This is a genomic window from Lactobacillus leichmannii, from assembly GCF_024701915.1.
Classification (GTDB): Bacteria; Bacillota; Bacilli; order Lactobacillales; family Lactobacillaceae; genus Lactobacillus; species Lactobacillus delbrueckii.
This window is the reverse complement of sequence record NZ_QOCY01000037.1, coordinates 1-26,177: the sequence shown is the minus strand read 5'-3', so window position 1 is coordinate 26,177 and position 26,177 is coordinate 1. Positions and strand designations below refer to the sequence as shown.

Here is a 26,177-nt window from a genome sequence, read left to right as displayed (position 1 = left end):
ATAGCAAATTACTAAAGGGGGTAGTCCATGGAAGAGCAACACAGCAGAAGACAACAGAAAATTTTTCGTAATGTGACTCTTGTCCAGGCTGGCTTTTTGAAAAAGTCCCGCCGTCCCCTGCCGACCATCATTGGCCTCTTGGTGACCTTTGCCGTCATGATCGCGGTGACCTGGGGGGCGCATGCCTACTTCTCCCTGCATTCAGCCTTCGTGAGCATGAACGGCAATAACGGCAGCACGGCAACCAGTGCCCGGATCGCGGCCAAGAAGCCGATCTCGATTCTGGTTTTAGGGGTCGACCAGGGGCTTGAGGGGAGAAATGACAAGGGGAACTCGGACACCATCATCCTGGTGACCGTCAACCCAACGACCAAGAAGGCGACCATGACTTCGATTCCCCGGGATACCTTGACGGAAATTCTGGGTGAAACGAGCAGCACTAGCTACTACATGTTCAAGGTCAACTCGGCCTACCAGTTTGGGGGCAGCAGCGGGTCGGTCAAGACGGTTTCGGCCATGCTCAACGTGCCGATCAACTATTATGTGGAAGTTAACATGAAGGCCTTGAAGGGCCTGGTCAACGCTTTAGGCGGGGTTGACGTCAACGTGCCGTTCAGCTTCAGCTATGACTGGTGTGACTTTAAGAAGGGCAAGCAGCACCTGGATGGCCGCCATGCCATCGCTTATGCCCGTATGCGCTATGACGACCCCCGGGGGGACTACGGCCGGCAGCTGCGGCAGCGGCAGATCATCCAGGCCGTGGTAAAGAAGGGCTTGTCCGTCAACGGTTTAGCTAACTACCAGAAGCTGCTCAAGGTTTTTGCCAAGTACGTCAAGACCAATTTGACTTTTGGCGACATGACCAGCCTGGCCATCAACTACAGAGGCGCGGCCAGCAACATCTCCAGCGGCTACATCCAGGGCCACGACGCGACGATTTCCGGAACCAGCTTCCAGATAGCGTCAACTGAAGAATTGCAGAAGTGGTCCAACAAGCTGAGAAAGAGCCTGGGCCTGTCCACGCAGACTTTGACCAACCAGGAAACCCGGCAGAACAGTCTGAACGAGACCTATAACGGGGTCGACTTCTCCAGCAATGAGACCATCACCAACTACACGATTTATCAAGCCAACTCAATTACGCCAAGAAGCAGTGATTCTTGGTAGTGCTGACAATCATGCCTCTAGCTTAGCTAGGGGTATTTTTTCCCTTTCAGCAATAATTTTCCTACTATCCAGGGGGCAAAATACGTTAAGATAGTTGATAGAATTAGGAGGAATTTTCGTGAAAAAACTCTATTATCCATACATCTACGGCGGGATTGCCGGCGTAATGACTTTCATCGCCATGTTCTACATCTGCCGGCACTCTTTCGCCTTAACCAATACCCAGTCCCTGGTCTGGGGCATCATCGGCGCCATCCTGGTCTTCGTGAGCTCGTCTTACACCGAATACGCGATTGCCGAAATCCAGCGGATCTCTGACAAGTATCACCTGGATGAGGAATTCCTCTCCGGCTTAACCAAGCTCAGTCCCAGCTACTTCCGGGTGGCTGACGACCACCTGCACTTGACCGCCCCGCGCTATCTCTGGCCGCGGATCCTCAAGACCCTGCAGAAGTACGACCATGAGCGCAAGCAGGCGGAAAACTTTCACCTGTAAGAAAGGAAAAAATTTTGAGTTTACTGACCGTCAGCGGCTTGACCCAGGGCTTTGCGGAAAAGACCCTCTATGAAGACGCCAATTTCGTTTTAAACAAGGAAGACCACATGGGGGTCACCGGCCAAAACGGGGTCGGCAAGTCCACCTTGATCAAAATCCTGACCGGGGAAATCCTCCCCGATGAAGGGTCAGTCAAGTGGCAAAACAAGCTCTCCGTCGGCTACCTGGACCAGTACGCCAAACTGACGCCCGGTCTGACCATGCGGGACTTTTTAAAAACTGCCTTTGACCAGCTCTACCAAGATGAAGCCCGGTTGAACCAGCTTTACATCGATTATAGCGAAAGCGGCGATGAGTCCCTTTTAACTAAAGCCGGGCGCCTGCAGACCTACCTGGAAGAAAACAACTTCTACGACCTGGACACAGAAATCGACCGGGTGGCTAGCGGCTTAGGCCTGGCTGAACTGGGCTTTGACCGGGACGTCTCCCAGCTTTCCGGGGGCCAGCGGTCCAAGCTGATCCTGGCCAAGCTCCTCTTAGAGCAGCCCCAGGTCCTGGTCCTGGACGAACCAACCAACTACTTAGACGTCGGCCACATCGACTGGCTGGTCGACTACTTGAATGATTTTACCGGCGCTTTTATCGTTGTCAGCCACGACTACGACTTTTTAGGCCGGATAACCAACTGTATTATCGACATCGACTTCGGGACCATCACCCGCTATACCGGTACATTAAAGCAAGCCATGCGGCAAAAGGAAGCCAACCGGCAGACTTATATGAAGGCCTATGCCAACCAGCAGCGGCAGATTGCCAAGACTGAAGCCTATATCAGAAAAAATAAAGCCGGCACCCGGGCCAAAAGTGCCCGGTCCCGGCAAAAGCAGCTGGACAGAATGGAAATTCTGACCCCTCCGCAAAACGGCAAGAAGGCCAAATTTGACTTTCCATACGTGGAAACGGCCTCTAACTTGCTTTTGCAGACGCAGGACCTGGTGATCGGCTACGACCAGGCTTTGGTTAAGGAAGCCTTCAACTTCTCCGTTGGCAATGGGGAAAAGGTCGCCATCACCGGTTTTAACGGGATCGGCAAGACCACCCTGCTGAAGACCCTCTTGGGGCAGATTCCGCCGATCTATGGGGGCTTTGACCTGTCGGCTACGGCTAAGCTGGCCTACTTCAAGCAGGACTTGACCTGGCCCAACCAGAATATGACGCCTCTGCAGTACTTAGAGAGTGAATTTGACCAGAAGAAGCCCAAGGAATTGCGGCAGGCTTTAGCCCGGATGGGGCTGACCGCCCAATTGGTCATGAGTCCACTTAAGGAACTGTCCGGGGGCGAGCAGGAGAAGGTGAAGCTGGCTGAGATGCAGTTTGAGCCGGCCAACCTGCTTTTCCTTGACGAACCGACCAACCACCTGGACAATGAAACTAAGGACAGCCTGCGGAAGGCCATCGTCAACTTCCCGGGCGGAGTCATCATCGTCAGTCACGAACGGGACTTTTTCAGAGGTGACTGGGTCGACAAGGTCGTCGATATTGAAGCCATGAATAATTGATTTAGCTGCCTTTAGGCAGGCTCGCGGTGAAAAAATGAGCACAGACGCGTACATGAAAAGAGTCGTTCATACTTGTTTGAAGGCTGGCCGCCTCATGCTGGCCGGCGGTAGCGAAATGTACCGGGTGGAGGACACCATGCGCCGGATCGCTGTCAACGCCGGCATCAAGGAGGTCAATGTTTTTGCCATGCCAACCGGCCTCTTCGTCAGCCTGGATGATGGGGAATGCAGCACGGTGACGGAACTGGAAACCGTAAAGAAGCGGGCCATCAACCTGGAACTGGTCGACCAGGTCAATGAATTCTCCCGGGAATTCGCCGACAAGCGGATTGACCTGGAGGAGCTGGAAGAGAAGCTGCGGGAAATCGAAGAGAACATCCCGACTTTTCCTTTATGGCTGCAGGTCATCGGGGCCGGGATCTTGAGTGCCACCTTGATGGTTCTCTTTTTGGATGTCTATGACTGGATCGACTTCCCGGTTGCCGGGCTGATCGGGGCCAGCGGCTATTTGATGGACTCCTGGCTTAAGGGCCACACCAAGGTCCGCTTTCTGGCGGAAATGATCGCGGCCATGGAGATGGGGCTACTCACCATTATCATTAATGGGATTTTTCCGGCCTGCAGTGTAAACAATATTTTGACTGGGGCCTTGATGACTCTGGTGCCCGGCCTGGCCTTGACCAACGCCTCGAGAGACTTGTTTATGGGCGACTGGGTGTCAGGGATCGTGCGCATGTGTGAGGCGGCGATGACGGCGATTGCCCTGGGCGGCGGCGTCGGGATCGTGATTAGATTTTTAGGAGCTTAGTCATGCTGGGGATGCAGGTTAGTTTCAACATCTGGGACGTCTTGATCAACTTGGTCTTTTCATACATTGCCACGGTGGGCTTTGCCTTGACGGTGAATATTCCCCACCGGGTGATTCACTGGAGCGGGATCTGCGGTTGCGCGGGCTGGATGGTCTACTGGCTGGTGACGGAGGCTTCTGGCGGGCGGATGATTTCCAACACCCTGGGGGCCTTTGCCGTGGGCTTGGTCGCGGTGGTTTTGGCTAAGTGGAAAAAGTGTCCCGTCACCCTTTTCAGCGTACCGGGCATGGTGCCGCTGGTGCCGGGAGCGCCGGCTTATATGGTGGTCAGACAGCTGATTGATGGCAAGTATATTGCTGCCCAGCAGATGATGATGCGGGTGGCTATCGTGACTGTGTCGATCGCTTTGGGCTTCTTGCTGTCAACCCTGTTCCAGGAAGCTTGGAACAAGTACATCAAGCGGCTCAAGCTGCGGGAGAAGTTGAAAAAGTAGCTTTACAAGGCCTGGGAAAGAGCGTATAATATACTATCGACGAGTCGAGGAAAACGCAAAGGTGCGTATTTTAAGATAGAGGGCATCAGGCCTTTGGCCAGACGCGGGAAGCGTCGATGCTGACACACCCTTGATGTGAACGAGAAGGAGTCACATTTGCCGTTTGGCAAGTGCCTTGAGTTGAGAAAGCCGCTAGAAGCAAGTACGCTTCTGGCGGCTTTTTTGTCATTTCACGCTATAATTGCTTTCCTCTTGCCCAATCGAATCAGAAACGGTTACCTTCCAGCCTACCCCGCTCCGGCGGACCGTGACTTCCTTGTAATAAGGGAGGTTGGCGTCGCCCTTGTCGATCTTCTTGCCAGCTTTTGCAAAAAGATCCTGGTTCTGTTTAACTGTCCGCTTGGTTGAGAAGCTGCTGACGTAGGTGGTTCCCATGCCGAAATGGCTGTCAGCCTTGACCTGATTCAAGTAGTAGATGTCGCTGTAGCCATGCTGGGGCAGGGTCTTGTTCAGAACTTCAGTTACCACGCCTTCTTGGGTCGATTTGTAGATCTCGTTGGCCGTAAACAATACGGAGAAGAGGATAAAGAGCCAGATTGGCGAGGTCAGAATTAGGGTGATGATCTTGTGCTCATGGTAGAGCTGCTTGCTTGCCTTCATTTTTTCTTCCTCCTGATAAAAAACGACAAACATCTTCTTCTTCCAATTATAATCTCCTTATCAAAAAAATCAGCATATTCCAACAAAAAGCACGTGAAAAATTCACATGCTAGAGAGATTATTCATTAGAACCCTGGATAAAACCCTAAACGACCTCTTCTGGCCAGAATAGCTGGCTAATAATTCAGCTATAGCCGAAGATTTTTTCACTGAGATCGCACATCATGAGAGATTCTTGAGGATGGATATGGTAAAATAGCAGAGTAATAGAGAACTTGCCGCGCGGCAGGCTCTATTTCCCGGAGCGGCGGTGTTTTCCCCATGTTATCGCCGCCCCGGAGGTTATAAATCAGTCGAGTGCTGGTGACAACCTACATTTCCTATTAATCCTAATGAGAACCGGCCCCCCTGGCCGGCTCTTTTTTTCGCTTGCACCCGGGGACTTTTTTAGTTAATGTAGATACAGACATAATTGGACGGTGACAAAAAATGCAGATCAACCTGAAAGACTTAACTAAAGCAATCGAAGAACAGACCTACCTGTCTGACATGGAGACCATCAAGTATTCCGAAGTCTCCCGGAGCAAGAAGAAGCTGCGTGAACACGCCTTGACCATGGTCCAGGAAGTGGCCACGGCCTTGAAGAAAGACCGGCTCATGCAGGTCCAGCTGGTTTTGGAAGGGAAGAACCCTATCACTTTTGCCCTGGAAACCAACATCATCAACCTGCCCCTGGCCAACTACAAGAAGCTGATCAACTTCTTTGACGAAGAAGAAGCCCAGCCGGTCAAGGTTTACTTTGAAACGGCCAGCGAATACCTGAACGCTTCCCACTTCCGGATCGACCTCTTCATGGATGGCGACGAATTAGTAGCCGATGTTGAAGGGGCAGCCGACCGCCTGGCTGACGCCATGAGCGAGAAGATCAAGCAGGTCAAGGAAGGCGAAGCAGCCGCCAAGGAAGCTGCCAAAGAAGCCAAGGCCAAGACGAAGAAAGAGGCATAATTATGTGGAGCTGGAACGTACTGGGGGTGGCCCTCTGGGTGGGAGCCATCGTTTACCTGGTCTTTATCGTGCAAAATATCCGGCGCCGGCGGCTGAAGATGATCATCCAGCGCCGGCATAAATTTGAATGGGGCAACTCCCTGATCAGCCTGCTGGAAGTCGCCAGCTTCTGCCTTTTGGCCGGCTGGCTCTTAGCCGTCAGCCTCTTTGACGACCCGAACTTGACGGATACTTCCCGGATTACTTCATCCGTGACCTACAAGCCCCTGGTCCTGCAGCCTAGCGCCAGCCAGAGCTACTATGTCCAGGTCAAGTCCACCAAGAACCGGGATTTGAGCCAGCAGTATATTTTTTACCTGAAGGGGAAAAAGTATACCGTGCCCAGCTACCTGGCTACGGTCTCTTATAAAAAGGATCCGATCAACGTGACGGCCTCGGCTCTGCCATTCAGCCGCAAGGAGCTAAAGAAGGAAGATTCCCGCTACCAGCAGGCCTACGTGGCTATCTACACGGCCAAGTACAAGAACACCGCGGCTAACGGGATCGGCCTCCATGTTGGCCACCAGGCCAAGCGCTTCTACCTGATCCGGGTGCCGGACAGTTCCTTTATTGACAAGGAAAGCAAGTAAGAATTAAACAAAGTAAAAATCGTCTTCTAATTAAAGAAGACGATTTTTTCTTACTTTTTCTCAAATCTGACGATTCGGAGTCCTCTGCTTCGGCCTTTTTCTTCCTTGATGTAAGCCAGGAGGCCGCCGTCGAGGAAGGCTAAAAGCAGGTTAGAGGTCGGGAAGTCCAGGACATTGCCCGACATGTAGCTGGCCCCCAGTATCAGGGCGCTAGCGATCAAGAGGCTGGTTAAGTAAAAGGTCCGGCAGGCTTTTTCCTTCAGCCACTCAAAGGCCCCATAGAGGATGATGGCCGGGTAAAAGGCCAGGTAAAGGAAGGCGCCGACTAGCCCCAGAGAGTAGTACTGGGCCGTGAAGTCCCGCTCCAGGTTGAAGATGTTGGTCTGCCGCATATAGCCGATCCCCAGCCACTTGTCCAAAGGATCATTGTCATACTTGACCACTTGCTTAAGCATGGCCTCTTCGACCTTGCGGTTGGCTAAACGGACGCTGGCCGGCTCTTTAAGCAGGTCGATCCAGAACTGCGGGTCGTACTTATATGGGTAGGACTTGGTAATGAAGCGCTTGTTTAAGGCGTACTTCTGGTAATATTTGGCCAAAAAGTCCTTTTCAAACTCTTTCAGCTTGTCCGGGTCATTCTTGTACTTGGCCAGGCCCGCCTTCAAGAGCGCGTTTTCCTGGTCGATCTTGGAGTCATGGCTGTTTGCCCAGTAGATCTCGTACTTGTAGCGCTGGACAGCCGGGGAGACCTGCCAGCAGACCCCGGTGATCCCGGCTAAGGCCAAAAGGGTGACCAGGCCGCCTTTAGAAAACTTGACGTTTTTTAAGCAAAACAGGTGGACCAGCCAGGCAATCAAGCTGACGGCCAGGGTTCCGGCTAAGCCGTAGAGGGCGACCTTAGTGCCGACTTCCAGCATAGCCAAAGTCTGGCTGAGGGCCAAAAGGCCGGTCTGCCAAGAGAAGCGCTCAAGAAGCAGGTAGAAGACGACCGGGGCCAGCATCAAGAGGATGGCGCTCAAGGTGTTGGTAAAGTAGAAGAAACCCTTGGAGGCGCTGTGGGAGTAGCCGTAAAGCGGCCCCATGAACCAGGTGAAGATGTTGCCGGAGATCACCCCAGTTTCGTAGGACTTCAAAGAGACCACGAAGAGGTTGCTCAAGACGATCGTGCCGGTGAAGAGGCCGCTGACCCAGGCGAAGGCTTTTAACAAGAAGTCCTGGCTGATTTCCAGTTTCTTGGTCACCCAGATCAAGGCCAGGGGCAGGAGCATTCTGAAGAGGTAAAAAATCTCCCCGAAATTCGAGTAGCCATAATCGTTTGGGCTGAGGCTCTTGAAGTTCTGCATGTGCCAGAGGTGGAAGATCCCGTAGAGGGTCAAGAGGGCCAGGTAGGCCCAGAGCCAGGCCGGAGGCAGCTGCTTTTGCCCCCAGACAAGCAGGCCCACCAAGACGATGACACCGGCGATCCGGATGATGGTCGGGATGGTGAAGGGCAGGATGGTGGCCAGCTTCCCCCGGTAGAAGAAGTCCAAATCCAGGAAGGGCTGGAGGAGGATGAACCAGTAGAGCAGGATTTTAGTTTTTTCTTTCATGTTGTCAACTCGCTTTCTCTACTATCTTAACAAAAAACTCCGCGGGATAACCGCGGAGTTCTCTTACTTGCTCTTCTTGGCCGGAGCCTTCTTTTCCTTCTTATCCTTGTCGTCAGCCTTCATGGTCGGGGCCATCTTTTCGATGGTCACGTTGTTGGTGGAGAGGGCCTTGGCCTTCTTGGCTGCCCGGGCCGGCTTCATGTTCTTGAAGTTGACGACCAGCTTGTAGTTGAGGTCGCTGACGGCAGCAGCATCAACGTCGTCAAAGGAAGTGATAGCCAGGAGGGCGGAGTTTTCATAGATCTTTTCCACCGTGCCTTGGAACTGCTTCTTCAGTTCTTCTTCTGACTTGGCGTTAACGACGGCACCTAATTCAACATCGGCTTTCTTCATGGCAATCTCCTTAATTCGCAAATGTTTAAAATTTCAACTAGGCTATGATATAGTATAGAGCGAAAATTTTCAAGTTAGGAGATCCTTTTTTGGCTAAAAAAATTATCTTGATTGCCGGTCCCAGCGGGGCGGGCAAGACGACTATATCTGAATATCTGACCGACCGCTACCAGATCCCCCGGGTGATTACCCATACCACCCGGCCAAAGCGGCCTGGGGAAAGCGGGTCAGCTTATTATTTTGAAGACGATGATTCTTTTGCCCAGCTGCACTTCTTTGAACATGTCAAATACGGGGACTACCAGTACGGGTCAAGTAAAGAAGGGCTGGAAAGAGCCTGGGCCAAGAACGACCTGGTCAGCTTGATCGTGGATATCAAGGGGGCCCGGTCCTACCTGGAAGCTTTAGGCGACCAGGTTTACTTCCTTTATGTGACTTGCAGCCTGGATACCTTGGCGCAAAGAATGGCTGACCGGGGTGATGCAAGTGACCAGATCAAGAAGCGGCTGACCGGCAGCGAGTTGAACGAATTGCCGGAAGATTTGGCAAAATACGCCCATGTCCTAGTCAATGACGACCTGCAAGCGACCTATGCCAGCTTGGACAGTTTGGTGAGAAAATTACAAAATTAAGCTTTTCCTCATAGATTGTAAAAAAGGCGTGACCTTTTTGAAACAGAATTGAAATATTTCTCCTGTAAGATGTTAAACATCAAGTTAAGAAAAACATCAAGTTAAGGAAAGGAAGTAAATCATTTTGAAGTTCAAGAAGTCATTAGCCAAAGTAGTCGCAGCCGTCTCCCTGGCCTTCGCCGGTTTCGTTGCCGTAAATACTGTTAACACTCAAAACAACACTGTCCAAGCTGCTTCTAAGACCAGCCAGTGCAACAAGGTCGTCTCCCTGGCCAAGAAGCAAGTCGGCAAGCGTTACGTTTACAGGGCAACCGGTCCTAACGCCTTTGACTGCTCAGGCTTGACTTCATACGTTTACAGCCACGCCATTGGCAAGTACATCAGCCGGACTACTTACAGCCAAGTTTACCAAGGCAAGACTGTTAAGGTTTCAACTGCCAGCTTGAAGAAGGGTGACCTCCTCTTCTGGGGTTCCAAGTCCTCCCCATACCACGTGGGCATCTACGTTGGGGGTGGCCAATACGTGCACGCCGCTACGCCAAGCCAGGGTGTCCGTAAGCAATACCTGAGCTCCTACTTCTGGCCATCAACTGCCAAGCGGATTATCTAATTAGCAAACTTCAAAATGATCAAATCAGCGTCCTTGAGGCACCCGCCTCAGGGGCGTTTTTCTTTGCCTTTTTGGCCTGTAGATTAAAAGCAAAAGCTGGACTTTTAAGGGAAGGATTTACGGAAAGAAAAGTCTGTTAGCCCTTACCTGGCCTGGAAAGGCGGGAGAAAATTAAATAGTTAAGAAGTTGAACTAAAGGGTTGTAAATGAGAAGGCAATTAAATAAAATAGGGGGCAATTATTGAAAGAAATAAAGTGAAGTCCTAGAAAAGAAGGTATTCAAGATGAGAATTGCATGTTACGGCGTTAGGCCGCTTGAAAGAAGTTATTTTGAAAAACTGAACAAGTATGACTACGACTTGAAGCTCATTACTGAATACTTGAACCGGGAAAACGTAGTACAAGCAGAAGACTGCGACGCCGTCCTGGTCCGGGGCAACTGCCTCTGTGACCGGACCAACCTGGAACAGTTTAAGAACTACGGGATCTGCTGGGTCTTCACCCGGTCAGTCGGCGTGGACCACTTCGACCTGGAAGCCGCTAAGGACTTGGGCATCTCCGTTGCCCGGGTGCCAAACTACTCCCCATACGCGGTAGCCAACCTGGCCTTTACCCTGGGCTTGACTTTGTCAAGACACGTTGGTGAAGCTGCCCATCATGTCCATGAACAGGACTTTGGGATGCATCCGGACTACTTCGCTACGGAATTCAACCGCTTGAAGGTCGGCATCTACGGGGCCGGCAAGATCGGGGCAGTTGAAGGCAAGATGTGGCAGGCTTTGGGCGCTGAAGTTTATGCCTATGACCCATTCCCATCTGACTTCGCCAAGCAGTACTGCACTTTTGTAACAGAAGACGAACTGCTGGCAACTTGTGACATCGTTTCCGTTCACGTGCCATACTTCCCAGGCGAGAACGACAAGCTGATGAACGCTGAATTCATCGCTAAGATGAAGGAAGGGGCAGTCTTGGTCAACACGGCCCGGGGCGAACTGGCTGATGAAGCAGCCATCGCCGCTGCTGTCTCCAGTAACCACCTGTCTGGCTACGGCGCTGATGTGGTTTCCAATGAAAAGAAGATCATGGGCCACAAGTTTGACTGTGAAAGCGACGTGCCGGACCAGGAAGTCCAGTCCTTGATGGACCTTTACCCGCGGGTTCTCTTGACTCCGCACATGGGCTCCTTTACTGAACCAGCCCTGGAAGACATGATCTCCTTGTCATTTAACAATTTCCATAACATGGCCACTGAGGGGGCAGTTGATGCCCGCAATGAAGTCGTGGCTGCACCGGAAAGCTCTACTTTCGCATCTGAGAAGCTGCGGGCTTAATAAATTAAGGTTCTGGCTCTTTGCCAGGGCATTTTTTTACGGAAAAATTGCAGGATGTTAAAAAACTGCAAAGGCTTATTAAAGAAACTGCAAACGGTCTGTAAAGTTCTTGTAACACTCATCGGCTATGATATAAGCATCGAGAAAAGAGAAAGAGAGTTACAACGTAATGAAGCAGTTTAAGCAGATCTTAGTAAAATTGACCTTAGCCCTGGCCCTGGTTGTGCCAATCGCCGTGCAGGCAAACAGCCACCAGGCCCAGGCAGCAAGCGTGACGACCAAGCGGAACAAGGTCGTCTCCCTGGCCAAGAAGCAAGTTGGCAAGCGCTATGTTTACGGCGCTACCGGTCCTTACAGCTTTGACTGCTCAGGTTTGACCCAGTACGTTTTCAAGAGGGCGATCAAGAAGTCCATTACCCGGACCACCTACACCCAGGTAAAGAAGGGCAAGACCGTTAGGGTTTCAACTGCCAGCTTGAAGAAGGGCGACCTGCTCTTCTGGGGCTCCAAGTCTTCCCCATACCACGTTGGGATTTACGTGGGCGGCGGCCAGTACGTGCACGCGGCTACTCCAAGCCAAGGTGTCCGCAAGCAGTACTTGAGCTCCTACTTCTGGCCATCAACCGCCAAGCGGGTTATCTAGTTTATCATTACCTGCTAAAATTACGATAATAACGATAAAAAAGAAGGTCAGCGCGGCAAAAAGCGCTGGCCTTTTTAAATCGGACTTAATTTTAACAATCTAGTATTCTTTTTGTAACATTCTTGTAACATCGGTAACTTATTATAGAACTTGTGTAAAAAATCAGAATAGAAAAGGATATCAAGTTTTGAAGTTCAAGAGTTTATTAGTCAAAGTTTTAATGGCCCTGGCCCTGGTCGCACCTGTTGCCGCAAGCGCCCAAGCTCCGGCCGCCCAGGCAGCTACTGTTAAGGCTGTTAACAAGCAGGTTGTGGTCAACTACGTGTCTGGCTACAGCGTTAAGGCCTGGAAGAATTACAAGGTTAAGCTTGGCGCGGCCAACGACACTGGCATCAGCTTCAAGCACGGGACTACTTTGACGGTGATCGGCGAAGTTAAGTACAAGAAGCAAACCTGGTACAAGATCGCTGACAACGAATGGATTCTGGCTTCTTACACTTTGAGTCCTAAAGCCTGGGCCAAGAAGGCAGCAGCAGCCAAGAAGGCCGCTGCCAAGGCAGCTAAGAAGGCTGCGGCAGCCAAGAAGGTATCTAAGAGCAAGCAGACCAAGCAAAACAAGGTTGTTGCTTTGGCCAAGGCCCAAGTGGGCAAGCCTTACGTTTGGGGCGCCACTGGTCCTTACAGCTTTGACTGCTCCGGCTTGACCAGCTACGTTTACAGCCGAGCTCTGGGCAAGTACATTACCCGGACCACTTACACGCAAGTGCACCAAGGCAAGACGGTTGCTGTTTCTACGGCAACTTTGAAGAAGGGGGACCTGCTTTTCTGGGGTTCCAAGTCTTCACCGTACCACGTGGGGATTTACGTGGGCGGCGGCAAGTTTGTTCACGCGGCTACTCCAAGCCAGGGCGTGATCAAGCAGAGCCTGAGCTACTACTTCTGGCCATCAACTGCCAAGCGCTTGATTTAATTGAGAAATATCCTTTATATAGGACGCCAGTTGGCGTCCTTTTTCTTTTGCCTTTTGCTATTAAAAAACAACTGTATTTTTTCTGTAACCTTTCTGTAACACAACTTGCTTACACTAGAAAAAGCGGATTCAATTTAGGAGAAAACAGTTATAATGAAGCGGAAATTCAGTTTAGTCCTTTTACTGCTGGCAGCTTGGCTGGGCGGGGCGCAGCCGGCCTACGCGGCAACGGACAGGCAGGACAGCAATATTACGATCGTGAAGAAGACCCGGGTAGCCTACAATAAGGGTAACAAGGTCAACACCTGGACTACTTACGGGGCCGGCAAGAAATTGGTTGGCCAGGTTAAGTCCGGCTACAAGTTCACGGCCACGGGTCAAGCCCAGTACAAGGGGCGGACCTGGTACCGGATCAAGGACAACAAGTGGATTCTGGGGACTAACACAGTCACGACTAAGAAGTACGCTTCAATTAAGGCTAAGGCTGCTAAGACGGCTAAGCAAAAGAAGGTAGTTGCTTTGGCAAACGCGCAAGTCGGCAAGGCTTATGTCTGGGGGGCAACTGGTCCTTACAGTTTTGACTGCTCAGGCTTGACCATGTACGCGTACAAGAAGGCAACAGGCTTGACATTGCCGCACTACTCAGTCAGCCAGCTCTACTACGGCAAGGCGGTATCAACTAAGAAGCTGGTCAAGGGGGACCTGCTCTTCTTTGGTTCTAAGTCAGCTCCAAGCCACGTGGGGATTTACGTGGGCGGCGGTAAGTTCGTCCACGCTTCCAGCCCAACGGTTGGGGTAATCAAGTCTAAGGTCAGCACGAACCGCTCCAGTGCTTTCTACCCATCCAGCGCGCGGAGAGTAATTTAAGCCGCGTTCTTATCTTACATTTTTCCGCTAGTCTAAGTAGAATGAGCTTGAGCCGGTGACGGCCAATTAAAAGTTTACACGTTTTAATTAGCCGTCGTTACGACGGTTTTTTTGTTCCAACGGGACAAACTACAGCGATTATTCAACACTTGCATATTTCCAGCGGGGAGGGCGACAGCGCCTTCCCCGTTTTTGTAATATTTTTGTAATCATTAGGGGGCTTGCGGGCCAGGGGGGCGAACGCTTATCATTAACATTAGGTATAAGTTTTGCTTCCGCTGGAGGAAAAAATATGGGTAATGCAAGATGGATTAAATTCATGGGCGTGGCGGCGCTCTTTTTCGGAGGACTGGGCCTAGGCGGCCAGCCAGCAAACGCGCAAGTCAAGGGTCACATTTCCAAGGTCCAGGTAGTCAAGAAGGCTCCGGTTTGGACCAACTACAAGAAGGGCAAGAAGACCCACAAGTACCTTAAGAAGGGTACGGTCAAGAAGGTTAAGGCCTCAGCTACTGACAAGAAGCACAAGGTTTGGCTGAAGATTGGGAATAAAAAGTGGATTGCCAGCAAGTACACGGTTGTCTTAACAACGACCAAACAGACTGCAGCCAAGAAACCGGCCAACCCAGTCTTAAACACCAATCAATTGACGCAAGCTGCTTTGTCCCAGGCTCCCGTTGGTTCATCTTGGCGGCAAAATGCCGTAGTAGCCTTAGCCAAGGCGCAAGTCGGCAAGGCTTACGTCTGGGGCGCGACCGGTCCAAGCAGCTTTGACTGCTCCGGCTTAGTCCAATGGGTTTACAAGACCTCGATTGGGCAAACCGTTTCCCGGACTACCTATACCCAGGTTGAGGAAGGCGTAGCTGTGCCGGTATCAACGGCCAGCCTACAGCCGGGGGACCTCCTCTTCTGGGGGGATGTGGCAGCGCCATATCACGTTGCAATTTATGTCGGTAATGGTCAATATGTTTCCGCCGCTGATGAGCAGCAAGGGGTTATCTTGGCAACCATTAGCAGTTACTTCTGGCCATCAACGGCCCGGCGGATTCTCTAGTTTCCGTGTTAAAATAGAGTTAGCGGTGTAAGGGAGGAAATGAGCATGAAGAAGTCTAATATGATCAAGTTCTCTGCTGCAGCGCTGACTTTCTTAGGAATCTCAGCGACAGGGGTCAAGCCGGTCAAGCAGCCGGCCCAGGCCGCCAGCAAGCGGATCAAAGTTATTAGTAAGCAATATGTCACTGTCTGGGCCAACTACCAGAAAGGGCGGCATGTTGCGACTCATTTAAAGAAGGGCAGCAGCCATTTTGTCTACCAGACGGCAACTGACTCCATGGGCAATCTGTGGTACCGGATTGGCAAGAAGGAATGGGTCATGGCCAAGTACTTTAACCAGGTCAAGTCTGCCAAGAAGGCCGTGAAGGCCAAGAAGACCAAGGCTAAATCTAAGAAGACGGTTAAGAAGGCCCGCAGTGCTGCCAGTTTGGCAGCCTCTTGGTTTGCCCCGATGGGGTCTAAGGCCCGGGCTAAGGCAGTCGTGTCTTTGGCTAAGCAGCAGGTCGGCAAGGCCTATGTCAAGGGTTCCAAGGGCCCGAAGGCCTTTGACAATGCCAGTTTGGTTGCCTATGTCTACAAGCAGGCAGCTGGCGTCAATACAGGTTCCAGCACCAAGAGCCAGGTCAAGAAGGGGATCGCGGTTGATCCAAGTTCTGGCTTCGCGGAAGGAGACCTGCTCTTTTGGGGTTCCAAGAATAAACCATATAATGTAGCCATTTACGTGGGGGACGGGAAGTACGTTACCGCTGCTGGAGACCAGCAGGGGGTTGTACAAGCGAGCCTGTCCACCTACTTCTGGCCTAGTCGGGCAAGAAGAGTTCTATAGCAATAGGAAAGCCAGGCTCTAGAGATAGAGTCTGGCTTTTTATGCGGTCTAAATTTGGTAGGCGCTAAAACGTGCCCGGTCTTGGGGCGACAGGCGGGCGGAAACTTCGATTCCGTCAGCTTGGTAGTCTTCCTTTAAGACCCGGGAGTGCTGGTGCAGGTAGGCCAGGTCTTTGCCGGCTGTTAGCGGCAGGCGGAGGTCAGTGATCTGGTAATTGCTGAAGAGGCGGGTCGTGATCAGCTTGGCCAGGGCCTGGATGGAAGCTGGGTCAACCGCACTGTAAAGAAGGTCGCCCCCTTCAATCTGCGGGTAGTTACGGTCTGTCAAGTCAGCCTTGTTGTAGGCTGTGATCATTGGCAGGTCCTTGACGCCGATTTCGTCTAAGACTTCCAGAGTGGTCTTGATCATCTGGTTCATATTCGGGTCAGCAGCGTCAACGACATTGATCAAGAGGTCAGCGTCTTTGGCTTCCTGCAGGGTCGCCTTGAAAGAGTCGACCAGCTTGTGGGGGAGCTTGGAGACAAAGCCAACGGTATCAGACAGGATAAAGGAGAAGCCGTCCAGGTCGATCCTGCGGACTGAGGTGTCCAGGGTCGCAAAGAGCATGTCTTTGGCCATGACCTGTTTATCTTCATTGCCAGCCCCAAAGGCCTCAAGCAGGCCGTTCATGGTGGTAGACTTGCCGGCGTTGGTGTAGCCGACCAGGGCGACCTTAGGCAGCTGGCTCTGGTTGCGGCGGGCAGCCTTGATTTCTTCCTGGCCGGAGATTTCCTTTAATTCATGTTTGATAGCGGAGATCTGCTTGCCGATGTTCCGCCGGTTCATTTCCAGTTTGGATTCCCCGGCCCCGCGGTTGGCGAAGCCCCCGCCGGTGGAACCGCCGCTGCCGTGCTGCTGGTCGAGATTGTTTTCAGACGGGTGCAGACGGGGCAGTTCGTACTGGAGGCGCGCTAATTGGACCTGCAGCTTGGCTTGCTTGGTCCGGGCCCGGGAAGAGAAGATTTCCAGGATGAGTTCGGTCCGGTCGATGACGCGGAGTTTGGTCATGTGTTCCAGGTTGCGGATTTGGACTGGGGTCAGTTCATCGTTGACGATGAGGACGGAGGCCCCGAGTCCTTGGGCCAGGTCTTTGATTTCAGCTACCTTACCCTTGCCCAGGTAGCTGGAGGCAACGATGTTTTCCGCTTTCTGCTGGCTGGAGCCGACAACGGTGAAATTATTGGCTTCTGCTAAATTGGCCAGTTCGGTCATGGAGTAGTCAAAGTTGGGATCATCAAGATTGACGCCGGCTAAGTAGGCCTTGACTGAGTGAGTTTGATTGTCGATCATCTATAACTTTCTTTCTATATTGCTAGATAACGAATTTGTACATCTATTTATTATCTATTGTAAAGAAGCGGAGAAAAAAAGCACTGAATTTGCCTAAATTTAGGTGGAAATTGCTAAAACAGACAAATGTTAAGGAGATTTGATCCATGGAAATAAATTGGAAACGATTTAAACTTTTTTGGGAATGAGATGTGATGTATAATAGAACAATATCATGGATTGCGCGTGCTATAGTAGCAATGCTTATCCAACAAGAGCAATTATGTTCTAGGAAAAATAGAGATAAAAAATTGGTATGGGATATAAGGAGAATAAGAAAAGATAATTATGAACGAACCTGATCAAAGTCGTGTTCATCACCACCACCATCACCGCCGCCGTAAGCGCCATATCGGCCGCTGGATCGCGGGAATTGTTGGGGTCTTGCTGCTGGCAGCATTATTAGTAATCGGTTATGCTTATAAGAATGCTAGGGATGCAGCGACGACGATGTACACGCCGGTCTCAAAGTCTACCAAGTCAAACAAGAACCGGTCCAGCTTAGACAAGATCCTGGATGCCAAGAAGCCAGTAAACCTCTTGATTCTAGGAACTGACACCGGGGCTGAAGGACGGAGCGTGAAGAATTATCAGGGTTTGACTGACTTGATGATGTTCGTCACGGTCAACCCAAGCAAGAAGCAGACGCGGGTAACCACGATTGCCCGGGACTCCAAGGTCAACTTGCCGGACTATCCGGAGGTTTCACCGATCAAGCTGAACAGCGCCTACTCTTTGGGTGGGGTTAGCGAGACGATCAAGACTTTGGATAAGTACTACAGCGTGCCAATCGATGGTTATGTCCTGGTCAACTGGGAAAGTACCATGAAGATCATCACCAAGATGGGCGGGGTGGATGTCATCTCTCCATTGACCTTTGACAATATGGGCTACTCCTTTAAGAAGGGGCAGATGTACCACATCTCTGGCAAGAAGGCTTTGGCCTTTGTTCAGCTCCGCCACGGTGACCCGCGGCAAGACTACGGCCGCCAGGAGCGTGAACGGCTGGTGATGATGGCTGCAATTAAGAAGAGCGTGTCATACAAGACCATCTTAAACAGCTCATTCATGCAATCTTTGGGTGACAGCATGCAGACTGATCTAAGTTTGAACGACATGATTAAGTTGGCCATGAATTACCAAGGGGCAACTGACAATGTTAAGTCAGACTACGCTCAAGGGAAGAGTAGCAGCGTTAACAATCAAAGATTCGGCAACATGGAAGTTGAAATCATGTCTACTAAGGAAAGACAGCGGATTTCCAATAATATCCGGCAGACTTTAGAAATTAAGAATGTCAACGTTTATAAGGAGGATAACTAGTGAGCGCTGAACAACAGAATAATGAAGAAGTAACCATTGACCTGCGCAGGCTCTTTATCTTAATCAGAAAGCACATTATTAGCATTTTGATTTGGATGATTGGTCTGGGCTTGATCGCTTATGGGGTTTCAGAATATGTTCTGGTGCCAAAGTACACTGCTAGCACACAACTCTTGGTCAACCGGAAGACAGCGGATGCTAACCAGGCTTATGCAAACCAGCAAGCCGACATTAACGCCGTTACTACTTACAAGGACATTATCACTAGTAACGTTATTTTAAAGGGTGCATCCAAGTACCTGGCTAACCCAGTAACTCTTGTTAAGAAGGCAACTCCAGCCAAGAAGGCTGTTTACAAGACTAATGATGATGGTACTAGAACCCTGGTTAAGAAGGCGGTTAAGGCTAAGCCAGCGGTTTACAAGCGGGAAAGCAAGAGTTACTCAGTCTCAGCCAGTGAATTGGCTAGTGCGGTTTCGGTAACCACTACGAGTTCTTCCCAGGTCTTCACCTTGTCAGCTACGGCTGAAACGCCGGCCAAGGCCCAGGCAATTGCTAATGCAGTTGCCAAGGAATTTAAGGAACAGATTCCTAAGATCATGGATGTCAACAACGTGACGATTGTTGCAGAAGCACCTAAGGGAACCAAGTCTTTCCCAAATGTAAAAATGATTACTGCTGTTGGCGTTTTAGCTGGTTTGGTAATCAGTTTGTTGATCATCATCATCAAGGACTTGTCAGATACGACTGTTCGTGAAGATTCATTCATGACCAACGAACTTGGTTTGACCAACTTGGGTGAAATCGCACATATCACGATGCCAAAGGACTGGACCTTTACGGCTAAGACGGCTGAAAAGCGCGGCAGTTCCAGAAGACGGGTTTAGGAGGTTAGCATGGCATTCGGTCGAAAGAAGCATTTAAACAACGATACGATGAAGAACGGGGTCAAGCTGATTACTTTGGCCAACCCGCAAAGCGTTATTTCAGAACAGTTCAGAAACATCCGAACCAATATCAATTTTATGAACGTTGATAAGGAAGTAAAGACAATTGTCTTTACTTCAGCCATGGCCAACGCCGGCAAGTCGACGGTCAGTGCTAATGTAGCCATTACCATGGCGCAAGCCGGCAAGAAGACGATCTTGATCGATGCGGACTTGCGCCGGCCAACTATGCACGCCACTTTTAACGTATCTAATAGCAATGGCTTGACAACTTTGTTGACTAGCCGGTCTATGGAAATGGACGCAAACAGAGTGATCCGGAAAAGTGGCGTAGAGAACTTGTCAATCTTGACGGCAGGTCCGATTCCGCCAAACCCGTCAGAACTTCTGTCTTCCAAGCATATGTTGGATTTGATTGTTGAAGATTTAAAGCAAGAATATGATATGGTCGTGCTTGACTTAGCACCGATCTTGGAAGCGGGCGAAACCCAGCAACTGACCAGTTCTTTGGACGGGACGATCTTGGTTGTGCGCCAGGCACATTCACAGAAGTCAGCGGTTAAGCGGGCAGTTGAGCTGCTTAAGCTGACTAAGTCACCAATCTTGGGTTATGTTATGAACGATGTTGATGCCGATGGGGATGACGGCTATGGATATGGTTATGGATACGGTTATGGTTATGGCGAAGAAAAGGAGAAGAAGGGTCTCTTTGGGAGAAAGAAGTAGCTCATGCCGGTAGTTGATTTACACTGTCACATCTTGCCAGGGATCGACGATGGTTCAAAGTCTTGGGAGGCTTCACTTAAGCTTGCCAGAGCTGCGGTTGCGGATGGTGTAACCCATGCCTTGTGTACTCCACACACATTAAATGGCCGCTACACCAACCACAAGCATGATGTGATCAAGTTGACGGAAGAGTTTCAAGATCGGATTGACCAAGCGGGTATTCCGCTGACGGTCTTTCCAGGACATGAGGTCAGATTGTCAGGTGGCTTAACTGAAGCCCTTGATAATGATGACATCCTCTTCTGCGATGAAGAGGGACACTACATGCTCTTGGAATTGCCAAGCAATGAAGTGCCACATTACACCAAGAACATGGTGTACGAACTGACCAGAAGAGGGATTACGCCAATCATTGTTCACCCAGAACGGAATAAAGAAATTCTGGCAAATCCGCAGAAGCTGCAAGAATTCTTGGAAATGGGAGTTTTGGTGCAGATTACTGCCAGCTCATATACCGGCTTGTTTGGCAAAGAAATTGAAGAATGTAGCCGGGAGTTTATCAAGGCTGGACAATGTGCCTTCTTTGCCAGTGATGCTCATGATTTGCCAAGACGGCAATGCCAATTAGGTGAGGCGCTAGACAAGTTGGCGAAAGAATTTGGTAAAGATAAGAAACAGAAGTACTTGGACAATGCGCAAGCGGTAATCAATGGCGATCCGGTTTACTTGAACTGGCAACCATTGCCGAAGAAGCGCAAGAAGTTCTTAGGTCTGTTTTAAAGTAGAAATTTGGATGAAGGAGAGGAAAAAATGGATATGGGATATAGCAGCAGTCCAGCATATGTTAAACAGTCCAAAGTCAAGGGCCGCCCTCTCTACCATGGGATCAAGCGTCTCTTTGACTTTCTGGCTTCTTCAATTGCCTTGATTCTATTGTCGCCACTTTTTTGTGGCTGGCAATCAAGATTCATGGTGAAGATGGCGGACCAGTCTTTTACTCACAAATCAGAATTGGCAAGGACGAAAAGCCATTCCGGATCTACAAGTTCCGGTCTATGGTGGTCAATGCTGAGAAGCTGAAGAAAGAACTGCTGGAGCAAAACGAAGTCGAAGGGGCCATGTTTAAGATGCATGATGACCCGCGGATCACTAAGATTGGCAAGTTCATCAGAGCTCATAGCTTGGATGAATTACCACAGCTTTGGAATGTGCTGATTGGGAATATGTCACTGGTGGGCCCCCGGCCGCCGTTGCCAGATGAGGTTGAACAGTATACTGACTATGACAAGCAGAGATTGCTGGTTAAGCCGGGATGCAGTGGCCTTTGGCAAGCAACCAGCCGGAATGCGGCAGATTTTGCGGAAATGGTGCAGCTCGATATTGAGTACATCAACCGGAGTGGCGTCTTCTTTGATCTGTGGATCATTTTCAAGACAATCGGTGTTATTTTCCACCCGAACGGGATGTACGAAGAGAATAACCATTAGTTTTTTACAACACTAAAAATAATCTATTCTTTTTATGCGGGGTAAGTATTTAATGTCAGAGGAATTAAGTGTCTGTATTGTTGCATATCATAATTATAATGATATTAAGCGGGCAATTGAGACAATGGAAAATTATACGCCCGCAAAGCTCACTAAAAAGGTGTATATAGTTGATAACGGAAATACTTCAGAGTGGGAGAAGGAAAACAAAGAGTTCTTAAAGGTGATAGAGCAATATCCTGATGTTGAATACATTGATGCTTATAAGAACTTAGGCTTTGGTAAAGGTAACAATGCAGTTTTGCCTTTTCTTAAATCAAAATATCACTGTATCATGAACCCTGACATTGTATTTAAGGAAGATGCTTTCACTCCAATTATTAAGTACATGGACGATAATCTAGGAGTAGGAATGGTGATTCCTAACATTATTGATACTAGTGGACAACGTCAAAAGGTTTATCGTTTGGAATTAACCGTTTTTGATATGTTTATACGTATGTTTGCGAAGGGGCTGTTTCCCAAGCGCGCTGCTAAACATACGATGCAGGATGCAGATTATTCAAAACCTTTCCAAGTTCCATTTGGACAGGGGAGCTTTTTAGTGATCCGTACTGAGCTGTTTAGGCAAATCAACGGTTTTGATGATAACTTCTTCATGTATGTTGAAGATGCAGATTTGTGCAAGCGGGTTAACAATGTTTCAAAGTTGATGTATTACCCCAATGCAACAGTAATCCATAAGTGGGAACAAGGTTCACATAAGAATAAGACATTGTTTAAATATCATGTAAATTCAATGAAGTACTATTTCCACAAATGGGGATATAAGTGGTTCTGATTGCTCTTACCCTAGTTGTCTTATATCTATGTAATTGGAAAAATGGTAATTGTAAGGGAAAGGCTTCTTTAGTAAAACTTGGCTCAACTGGCAGACTATGGAGTGAAGTAATGTCACATATGGAATGTTATGGAGTTGAGTTAAAGTATGAAGATAAAGCCTAATTAGGTTATGATTGGAAGATATTCTTCCTCAATCTAATTAGCATTTTTAAGCAAGATGGTGCGTTTTAAAAAATTCTCAGGGTAAGGGGGAATTAGATGGCTATTGAATGTAAGACTAAAATTGCAATTCTGATGGCTACATACAATGGTGAGGAATACGTTGGGGAACAATTAGACTCAATTCTTAATCAAACATTTAAAGACTGGACTTTGTATGTCCATGATGATGGTTCTAGTGATGGTACGATGGGAGTAGTTAAACGCTACGCTAGCCAATATCCTAACAAAATAGTAGTGATTGATGGGCCAAGCACTGGTGGTGCTAAAACCAACTTCTTTTATTTGATGAATGAAGTTGTTGCAGATTACATCATGTTTTCTGACCAAGATGATTTTTGGCTTCCTCAGAAAATTGAAAAAACCTACAAAAAGTGTTTGGAGTTGGAGGACAGTCATACAGACGAGCCTATAGCTATCTTCACAGACTTAAAAGTAGTTGATAAAGATTTGAATGTGCTCAGTGAAAAGATGAGTAGTTATCAAACCCTTAAGATGGATAATACGGACATCAATAAGTTGATGATTCAAAATGTTGTAACAGGTTGTACGATGATGATTAATCGTATCTGTCGTGACATGTCTCTGAAGTGTAAAGATTATAACCGGGTAATTATGCACGACTGGTGGTGTGCATTAGTGGCCAGTTATTTTGGTAGGATAGGCTATGTTGGTGAATCTTTAATTGAGTACAGACAACATGGTGACAATAGTGTGGGAGCTAAAAACATCAATAGTATTGGTTATATTGGCAATAAACTATCCAAGATTAATGATATTAAGGAGTCACTCATAGCTACAGAGGACCAAATCGATTTGTTTGCTAAAACGTATTATATTAATAATACGTTGTTAAATGAGTATGCGAGATTGAATGAAAAAGGGAAGATATCGCGTTGTATTTTTAGGATTAAAAACCATATTTGGAAAAGTGGATTCACAAGAAATGTAGGTTTGCTAATCTTTGGATAAGAGGAAGGATACTATCTCGTGGTGATTTTGTATTGGCTATTGATCATAGGTGCTGTTTTTATAAAAAAGCCAAAAGTTTTTCCGTTTTTTGTGATTGCTTTTTTAGTATGGATCAATTACAACAATATAAAAATACCTGACTTTTTGTCGTATAATAATTTGTATCAAGCCGCTTCACCGGTCCAATACGAAAATTTTGGTAAAGGGTGGTACTTTCTCAATAACATAGGTAGAAATTTAGGGTTGACGTATAATCAGTATAAAATGTGGTCTCTAATTCTAATAGGAATTATCCTTTTTATAGTTTCGCGCATTTTAATTGGAGAGACTTCGAATTTAATGTGGGGACTCTATCTACTGTATCCAGCATTGGTAGATGTGATTCAACTTAGATTTTATACTGCTCTCGCGATTACATTGCTAGCCATACCATTCATTCTCAAAAAGAAATTGTGGTCTACATTAGTAGCTATATGTATAATTTTATTCGCATCGAAAGTTCACTCGTCTGCATATTTCTATTTATTGCTAATCTTTTGTCCGCTAGCAGGGAAAGATCCCAAGAAATTTAGAAATTTATTATTCGCTTTTACCGCAGTCGCTATTGTTTTTAGAAGTCTCACTTCAACTATAGTAAATAATTTTTTGAACGAAAGAACTTTAACATATGTGGATCCAAATTCGACTGCTACTGCACATGGGACGTTATTGATTCCACTTTATATAGTTGATATATTACTTGTTTTCTTGACAAATAATTACATTGCAAATATCGTAGTCGGCAATTCAATATTTTCAACAGAAGATATAAATTATATGTCTTTTGTACGAAACGCTAGTGCTTTGATGTTCGTTTTGATTCCAATAAGTTTAATCAGTGGTGAATTCTTTAGAGTATTTAGAATCATGTATATTCTAACTTATATTTCAATTGCTATTTTGGCAAAACCAAATAGAAAATATATGTCTAAAAGTTTTTTATTTGGTTCATCACCCGTTTATTTTAAGGCAGAATATATCGGAATAGCGTTTGTAATAGTAATGTTTGCCATTAATATTTTGTATCTGCTACCAAGTGCTTATAGTAGTTTTTTTAGATAGGATTGGTGAGTTTGATGTCAAAAGTAAAGAATATAGCTTTTGTTGTACCATTTTTACCAAAAAGAGCATCCGGAGGTGTACTTGTAATATTACAGTACGCTGAAAGATTGGCTGCGCTTGGCAATACTGTTACATTGTATTTCCAAGCTAATGATACTTTGCGAAAGTTGAAAATACCAATGTTTGTTAGAAAAAAAGTGACGGAATATAGACTAACATATGCTCCAGACAATTGGTACCCTTTGAATAAAAAAATAAAAAAGGTGGCGATTCAGTCATTAAAAGATGTAAAAAAACATGATGCAATAATTGCGACTGGGTTACGCACATCTTTTTTTGTAAAAAAGTTGCCAGCAGAGTGTGGAAAAAAGTTTTATTTCATACAAGATTTCGAAAATTGGGGAGGGTTTACAGATAAAGATGTCTTAGACTCATACCGATTAGGCCTTGATAATATAGTCATATCAAACTGGCTATCGGAAATTGTGACGAAAGTTAGTGCCAAAAGGCCTAAACTGATAAAAGATGGAATCGATACCGAGCTATTTAAAGTCGTATTCCCTGTTGACAAGCGCAATACGCATTCTGTTATTCTTCAATATAGAGGCGATTCAGAACCAATTAAAGGGGGAAAATATGCTTTAGACGTTGTGAGGAAACTAAAAGATAAGTACCCTGATCTTAAGGTAAAGATTGTTAGTCGTGAGCCAAAAACGAACAAAATCCCTGATTGGTGTGAATATCTTTACAATTTACCTCTAAAAGATGTGGTTGTAGCCAACAATCAAGCATCAGTTTTTATTTGTACGAGCATTGAAGAGGGGTTTGGACTACCTGGCCTTGAAGCTATGGCTTGTGGATGTGTTCTTTGTACTACAGATTATCGTGGGGGACGAGAATATGCAGTTCATAGACAAAATTCAATGGTTTCCCCGGTTAAAGATGTAGATGCCATGGTAAAAAATATTTCTGAAGTATTTAGCGATAATAAATTAAGAAAAAAATTATCCATAAATGGAATTAGAACAGCAAATAATATGTCATTAAAAAAGTCGTGTGATAAATTTGCTCAGTATATTCTTGAGAACATATAGATATAAAAAAAGGCTGACAATTTAGTTAGACAGCTTCATTCCAAAATAGGTAATAAAAAAGAAGACTTATTCCTAATAATGTTAATAACTTAAACTTCCCACACCAAAAAGAACTATGAAGTCTTGAAAACGCAATAGTTTAGCCAGTAAATATTCAATTAAGCTGTTAGTGATGGCGATAATGCCTCTTGCATGTACTTCGGGAGGCGGGAAATGAAAGCGTTGGTGAACCTTTCCATCAGCTCTTCTGTCGGTTGGAAGATCTCTTCGCACTCTCGAACATGGCTTCCACTAGGATTTGTAGGGAGTGATTGAAAGTGATGTCCGCAAGCTCGTCTACCATGCAATAAAACATACTAATCTGGTGT

Annotated in this window: 27 protein-coding genes and 2 pseudogenes; 24 read left to right on the top strand and 5 right to left on the bottom strand. The window is 47.7% G+C overall.

Features of this window, described 5'->3' with window-relative positions:
- The first annotated feature begins 27 nt into the window (after positions 1–27).
- The 5 genes from DS743_RS03875 to DS743_RS03855 all read left to right on the top strand — a co-directional run bounded on the left by DS743_RS03875 (position 28) and on the right by DS743_RS03855 (position 4,524).
- Positions 28–1,167, top strand: a complete 1,140-nt coding sequence (locus tag DS743_RS03875; protein WP_035185006.1) for an LCP family glycopolymer transferase — start codon at positions 28–30, stop codon at positions 1,165–1,167.
- A 118-nt stretch (positions 1,168–1,285) separates the two neighbouring features.
- A complete protein-coding gene (locus DS743_RS03870) occupies positions 1,286–1,663 on the top strand; it encodes a hypothetical protein (protein ID WP_035185007.1) in 378 nt (125 codons plus the stop codon).
- Positions 1,664–1,677: 14 nt separating this feature from the next.
- Positions 1,678–3,222 (top strand): ABC-F family ATP-binding cassette domain-containing protein, encoded by a 1,545-nt coding sequence (locus DS743_RS03865; protein ID WP_003613219.1) that lies wholly within the window; start codon positions 1,678–1,680, stop codon positions 3,220–3,222.
- A gap of 52 nt (positions 3,223–3,274) precedes the next feature.
- On the top strand, positions 3,275–4,030 hold the full coding sequence (locus DS743_RS03860; protein ID WP_035185009.1) for a threonine/serine exporter family protein: 756 nt from the start codon (positions 3,275–3,277) through the stop codon (positions 4,028–4,030).
- Between the two features lie 2 nt (positions 4,031–4,032).
- Positions 4,033–4,524, top strand: coding sequence for a threonine/serine exporter family protein (locus tag DS743_RS03855; protein WP_013440234.1), 492 nt, complete (start codon positions 4,033–4,035; stop codon positions 4,522–4,524).
- 225 nt (positions 4,525–4,749) lie between these two features.
- Here the strand turns inward: DS743_RS03855 and DS743_RS03850 are convergent, their stop codons facing one another.
- The gene (locus DS743_RS03850; protein WP_258316538.1) at positions 4,750–5,184 is read right to left on the bottom strand and encodes a hypothetical protein; all 435 of its coding nucleotides are present in this window, start codon (positions 5,182–5,184) and stop codon (positions 4,750–4,752) included.
- Positions 5,185–5,673: 489 nt separating this feature from the next.
- On the opposite strand from DS743_RS03850, the gene DS743_RS03845 reads away from it, so the two are divergent.
- On the top strand, positions 5,674–6,189 hold the full coding sequence (locus DS743_RS03845; protein ID WP_002879488.1) for a hypothetical protein: 516 nt from the start codon (positions 5,674–5,676) through the stop codon (positions 6,187–6,189).
- A gap of 2 nt (positions 6,190–6,191) precedes the next feature.
- Positions 6,192–6,818, top strand: coding sequence for an LVIS_2131 family protein (locus DS743_RS03840; protein WP_072544289.1), 627 nt, complete (start codon positions 6,192–6,194; stop codon positions 6,816–6,818).
- Between the two features lie 50 nt (positions 6,819–6,868).
- On the opposite strand, the gene DS743_RS03835 is transcribed toward DS743_RS03840, so the two are convergent.
- Positions 6,869–8,407: an O-antigen ligase family protein gene (locus DS743_RS03835; RefSeq protein ID WP_035185013.1), complete on the bottom strand. Its 1,539-nt coding sequence runs from the start codon at positions 8,405–8,407 to the stop codon at positions 6,869–6,871.
- A gap of 63 nt (positions 8,408–8,470) precedes the next feature.
- Entirely contained in the window at positions 8,471–8,800 is a 330-nt protein-coding gene (locus DS743_RS03830; RefSeq protein WP_002879482.1) for a DUF2187 family protein, read from the bottom strand.
- An 89-nt stretch (positions 8,801–8,889) separates the two neighbouring features.
- Here DS743_RS03830 and DS743_RS03825 point away from each other — a divergent pair, with 89 nt between their 5' ends.
- The 8 genes from DS743_RS03825 to DS743_RS03790 all read left to right on the top strand — a co-directional run bounded on the left by DS743_RS03825 (position 8,890) and on the right by DS743_RS03790 (position 15,729).
- Positions 8,890–9,432 carry a guanylate kinase gene (locus tag DS743_RS03825; protein ID WP_002879481.1) on the top strand — a complete coding sequence of 181 codons (543 nt, stop codon included), beginning with the start codon at positions 8,890–8,892 and terminating at the stop codon, positions 9,430–9,432.
- 124 nt (positions 9,433–9,556) lie between these two features.
- Positions 9,557–10,042: a C40 family peptidase gene (locus tag DS743_RS03820; RefSeq protein ID WP_141372451.1), complete on the top strand. Its 486-nt coding sequence runs from the start codon at positions 9,557–9,559 to the stop codon at positions 10,040–10,042.
- Positions 10,043–10,326: 284 nt separating this feature from the next.
- Positions 10,327–11,373, top strand: a complete 1,047-nt coding sequence (locus DS743_RS03815; RefSeq protein WP_035185015.1) for a 2-hydroxyacid dehydrogenase — start codon at positions 10,327–10,329, stop codon at positions 11,371–11,373.
- A gap of 169 nt (positions 11,374–11,542) precedes the next feature.
- The gene (locus DS743_RS03810; protein WP_035185016.1) at positions 11,543–12,016 is read left to right on the top strand and encodes a C40 family peptidase; all 474 of its coding nucleotides are present in this window, start codon (positions 11,543–11,545) and stop codon (positions 12,014–12,016) included.
- 187 nt (positions 12,017–12,203) lie between these two features.
- Entirely contained in the window at positions 12,204–12,986 is a 783-nt protein-coding gene (locus tag DS743_RS03805; protein ID WP_035185018.1) for a C40 family peptidase, read from the top strand.
- 153 nt (positions 12,987–13,139) lie between these two features.
- A complete protein-coding gene (locus DS743_RS03800; protein ID WP_035185021.1) occupies positions 13,140–13,853 on the top strand; it encodes a C40 family peptidase in 714 nt (237 codons plus the stop codon).
- A 292-nt stretch (positions 13,854–14,145) separates the two neighbouring features.
- Positions 14,146–14,904: a C40 family peptidase gene (locus DS743_RS03795; protein WP_035185024.1), complete on the top strand. Its 759-nt coding sequence runs from the start codon at positions 14,146–14,148 to the stop codon at positions 14,902–14,904.
- 45 nt (positions 14,905–14,949) lie between these two features.
- On the top strand, positions 14,950–15,729 hold the full coding sequence (locus DS743_RS03790; protein WP_035185027.1) for a C40 family peptidase: 780 nt from the start codon (positions 14,950–14,952) through the stop codon (positions 15,727–15,729).
- Positions 15,730–15,777: 48 nt separating this feature from the next.
- On the opposite strand, the gene hflX is transcribed toward DS743_RS03790, so the two are convergent.
- The gene (gene hflX / locus DS743_RS03785) at positions 15,778–17,058 is read right to left on the bottom strand and encodes a GTPase HflX (protein WP_035185030.1); all 1,281 of its coding nucleotides are present in this window, start codon (positions 17,056–17,058) and stop codon (positions 15,778–15,780) included.
- Between the two features lie 327 nt (positions 17,059–17,385).
- Between hflX and DS743_RS03780 the strand changes: the two genes are divergently transcribed.
- The 9 genes and pseudogenes from DS743_RS03780 to DS743_RS03740 all read left to right on the top strand — a co-directional run bounded on the left by DS743_RS03780 (position 17,386) and on the right by DS743_RS03740 (position 25,809).
- Complete coding sequence (locus DS743_RS03780) at positions 17,386–18,420, top strand: LCP family protein (protein ID WP_035185032.1); 1,035 nt, start codon at positions 17,386–17,388, stop codon at positions 18,418–18,420.
- Positions 18,420–19,307 (top strand): YveK family protein, encoded by an 888-nt coding sequence (locus DS743_RS03775; RefSeq protein ID WP_035185034.1) that lies wholly within the window; start codon positions 18,420–18,422, stop codon positions 19,305–19,307. The genes DS743_RS03780 and DS743_RS03775 overlap by 1 nt, the downstream gene beginning before the upstream one ends.
- Before the next feature lie 9 nt (positions 19,308–19,316).
- Positions 19,317–20,093 carry a CpsD/CapB family tyrosine-protein kinase gene (locus tag DS743_RS03770; protein ID WP_035185036.1) on the top strand — a complete coding sequence of 259 codons (777 nt, stop codon included), beginning with the start codon at positions 19,317–19,319 and terminating at the stop codon, positions 20,091–20,093.
- A 3-nt stretch (positions 20,094–20,096) separates the two neighbouring features.
- Positions 20,097–20,873, top strand: a complete 777-nt coding sequence (locus DS743_RS03765; RefSeq protein ID WP_035185039.1) for a tyrosine-protein phosphatase — start codon at positions 20,097–20,099, stop codon at positions 20,871–20,873.
- A 30-nt stretch (positions 20,874–20,903) separates the two neighbouring features.
- Positions 20,904–21,580, top strand: a pseudogene (locus tag DS743_RS03760) (sugar transferase).
- A gap of 52 nt (positions 21,581–21,632) precedes the next feature.
- Positions 21,633–22,421, top strand: coding sequence for a glycosyltransferase family 2 protein (locus DS743_RS03755; protein ID WP_035185044.1), 789 nt, complete (start codon positions 21,633–21,635; stop codon positions 22,419–22,421).
- A 260-nt stretch (positions 22,422–22,681) separates the two neighbouring features.
- Positions 22,682–23,614, top strand: coding sequence for a glycosyltransferase family 2 protein (locus DS743_RS03750; RefSeq protein ID WP_035185047.1), 933 nt, complete (start codon positions 22,682–22,684; stop codon positions 23,612–23,614).
- 18 nt (positions 23,615–23,632) lie between these two features.
- Positions 23,633–24,715 carry an EpsG family protein gene (locus DS743_RS03745; RefSeq protein WP_035185050.1) on the top strand — a complete coding sequence of 361 codons (1,083 nt, stop codon included), beginning with the start codon at positions 23,633–23,635 and terminating at the stop codon, positions 24,713–24,715.
- 14 nt (positions 24,716–24,729) lie between these two features.
- On the top strand, positions 24,730–25,809 hold the full coding sequence (locus DS743_RS03740) for a glycosyltransferase family 4 protein (RefSeq protein ID WP_072544291.1): 1,080 nt from the start codon (positions 24,730–24,732) through the stop codon (positions 25,807–25,809).
- A 158-nt stretch (positions 25,810–25,967) separates the two neighbouring features.
- Here the strand turns inward: DS743_RS03740 and DS743_RS09270 are convergent.
- A pseudogene (locus DS743_RS09270) lies at positions 25,968–26,177 on the bottom strand (IS4 family transposase); the annotation flags it as partial.

Coding starts and splice junctions, on each gene's coding strand:
- DS743_RS03875 (WP_035185006.1), top strand. CDS start 28: ATGGAAGAGCAACACAGCAGAAGACAACAGAAAATTTTTCGTAATGTG.
- DS743_RS03860 (WP_035185009.1), top strand. CDS start 3,275: ATGAAAAGAGTCGTTCATACTTGTTTGAAGGCTGGCCGCCTCATGCTG.
- DS743_RS03855 (WP_013440234.1), top strand. CDS start 4,033: ATGCTGGGGATGCAGGTTAGTTTCAACATCTGGGACGTCTTGATCAAC.
- DS743_RS03850 (WP_258316538.1), bottom strand. CDS start 5,184: ATGAAGGCAAGCAAGCAGCTCTACCATGAGCACAAGATCATCACCCTA.
- DS743_RS03845 (WP_002879488.1), top strand. CDS start 5,674: ATGCAGATCAACCTGAAAGACTTAACTAAAGCAATCGAAGAACAGACC.
- DS743_RS03840 (WP_072544289.1), top strand. CDS start 6,192: ATGTGGAGCTGGAACGTACTGGGGGTGGCCCTCTGGGTGGGAGCCATC.
- DS743_RS03835 (WP_035185013.1), bottom strand. CDS start 8,407: ATGAAAGAAAAAACTAAAATCCTGCTCTACTGGTTCATCCTCCTCCAG.
- DS743_RS03830 (WP_002879482.1), bottom strand. CDS start 8,800: ATGAAGAAAGCCGATGTTGAATTAGGTGCCGTCGTTAACGCCAAGTCA.
- DS743_RS03815 (WP_035185015.1), top strand. CDS start 10,327: ATGAGAATTGCATGTTACGGCGTTAGGCCGCTTGAAAGAAGTTATTTT.
- DS743_RS03810 (WP_035185016.1), top strand. CDS start 11,543: ATGAAGCAGTTTAAGCAGATCTTAGTAAAATTGACCTTAGCCCTGGCC.
- DS743_RS03800 (WP_035185021.1), top strand. CDS start 13,140: ATGAAGCGGAAATTCAGTTTAGTCCTTTTACTGCTGGCAGCTTGGCTG.
- DS743_RS03795 (WP_035185024.1), top strand. CDS start 14,146: ATGGGTAATGCAAGATGGATTAAATTCATGGGCGTGGCGGCGCTCTTT.
- DS743_RS03790 (WP_035185027.1), top strand. CDS start 14,950: ATGAAGAAGTCTAATATGATCAAGTTCTCTGCTGCAGCGCTGACTTTC.
- hflX (WP_035185030.1), bottom strand. CDS start 17,058: ATGATCGACAATCAAACTCACTCAGTCAAGGCCTACTTAGCCGGCGTC.
- DS743_RS03780 (WP_035185032.1), top strand. CDS start 17,386: ATGAACGAACCTGATCAAAGTCGTGTTCATCACCACCACCATCACCGC.
- DS743_RS03770 (WP_035185036.1), top strand. CDS start 19,317: ATGGCATTCGGTCGAAAGAAGCATTTAAACAACGATACGATGAAGAAC.
- DS743_RS03765 (WP_035185039.1), top strand. CDS start 20,097: ATGCCGGTAGTTGATTTACACTGTCACATCTTGCCAGGGATCGACGAT.
- DS743_RS03755 (WP_035185044.1), top strand. CDS start 21,633: ATGTCAGAGGAATTAAGTGTCTGTATTGTTGCATATCATAATTATAAT.
- DS743_RS03750 (WP_035185047.1), top strand. CDS start 22,682: ATGGCTATTGAATGTAAGACTAAAATTGCAATTCTGATGGCTACATAC.
- DS743_RS03740 (WP_072544291.1), top strand. CDS start 24,730: ATGTCAAAAGTAAAGAATATAGCTTTTGTTGTACCATTTTTACCAAAA.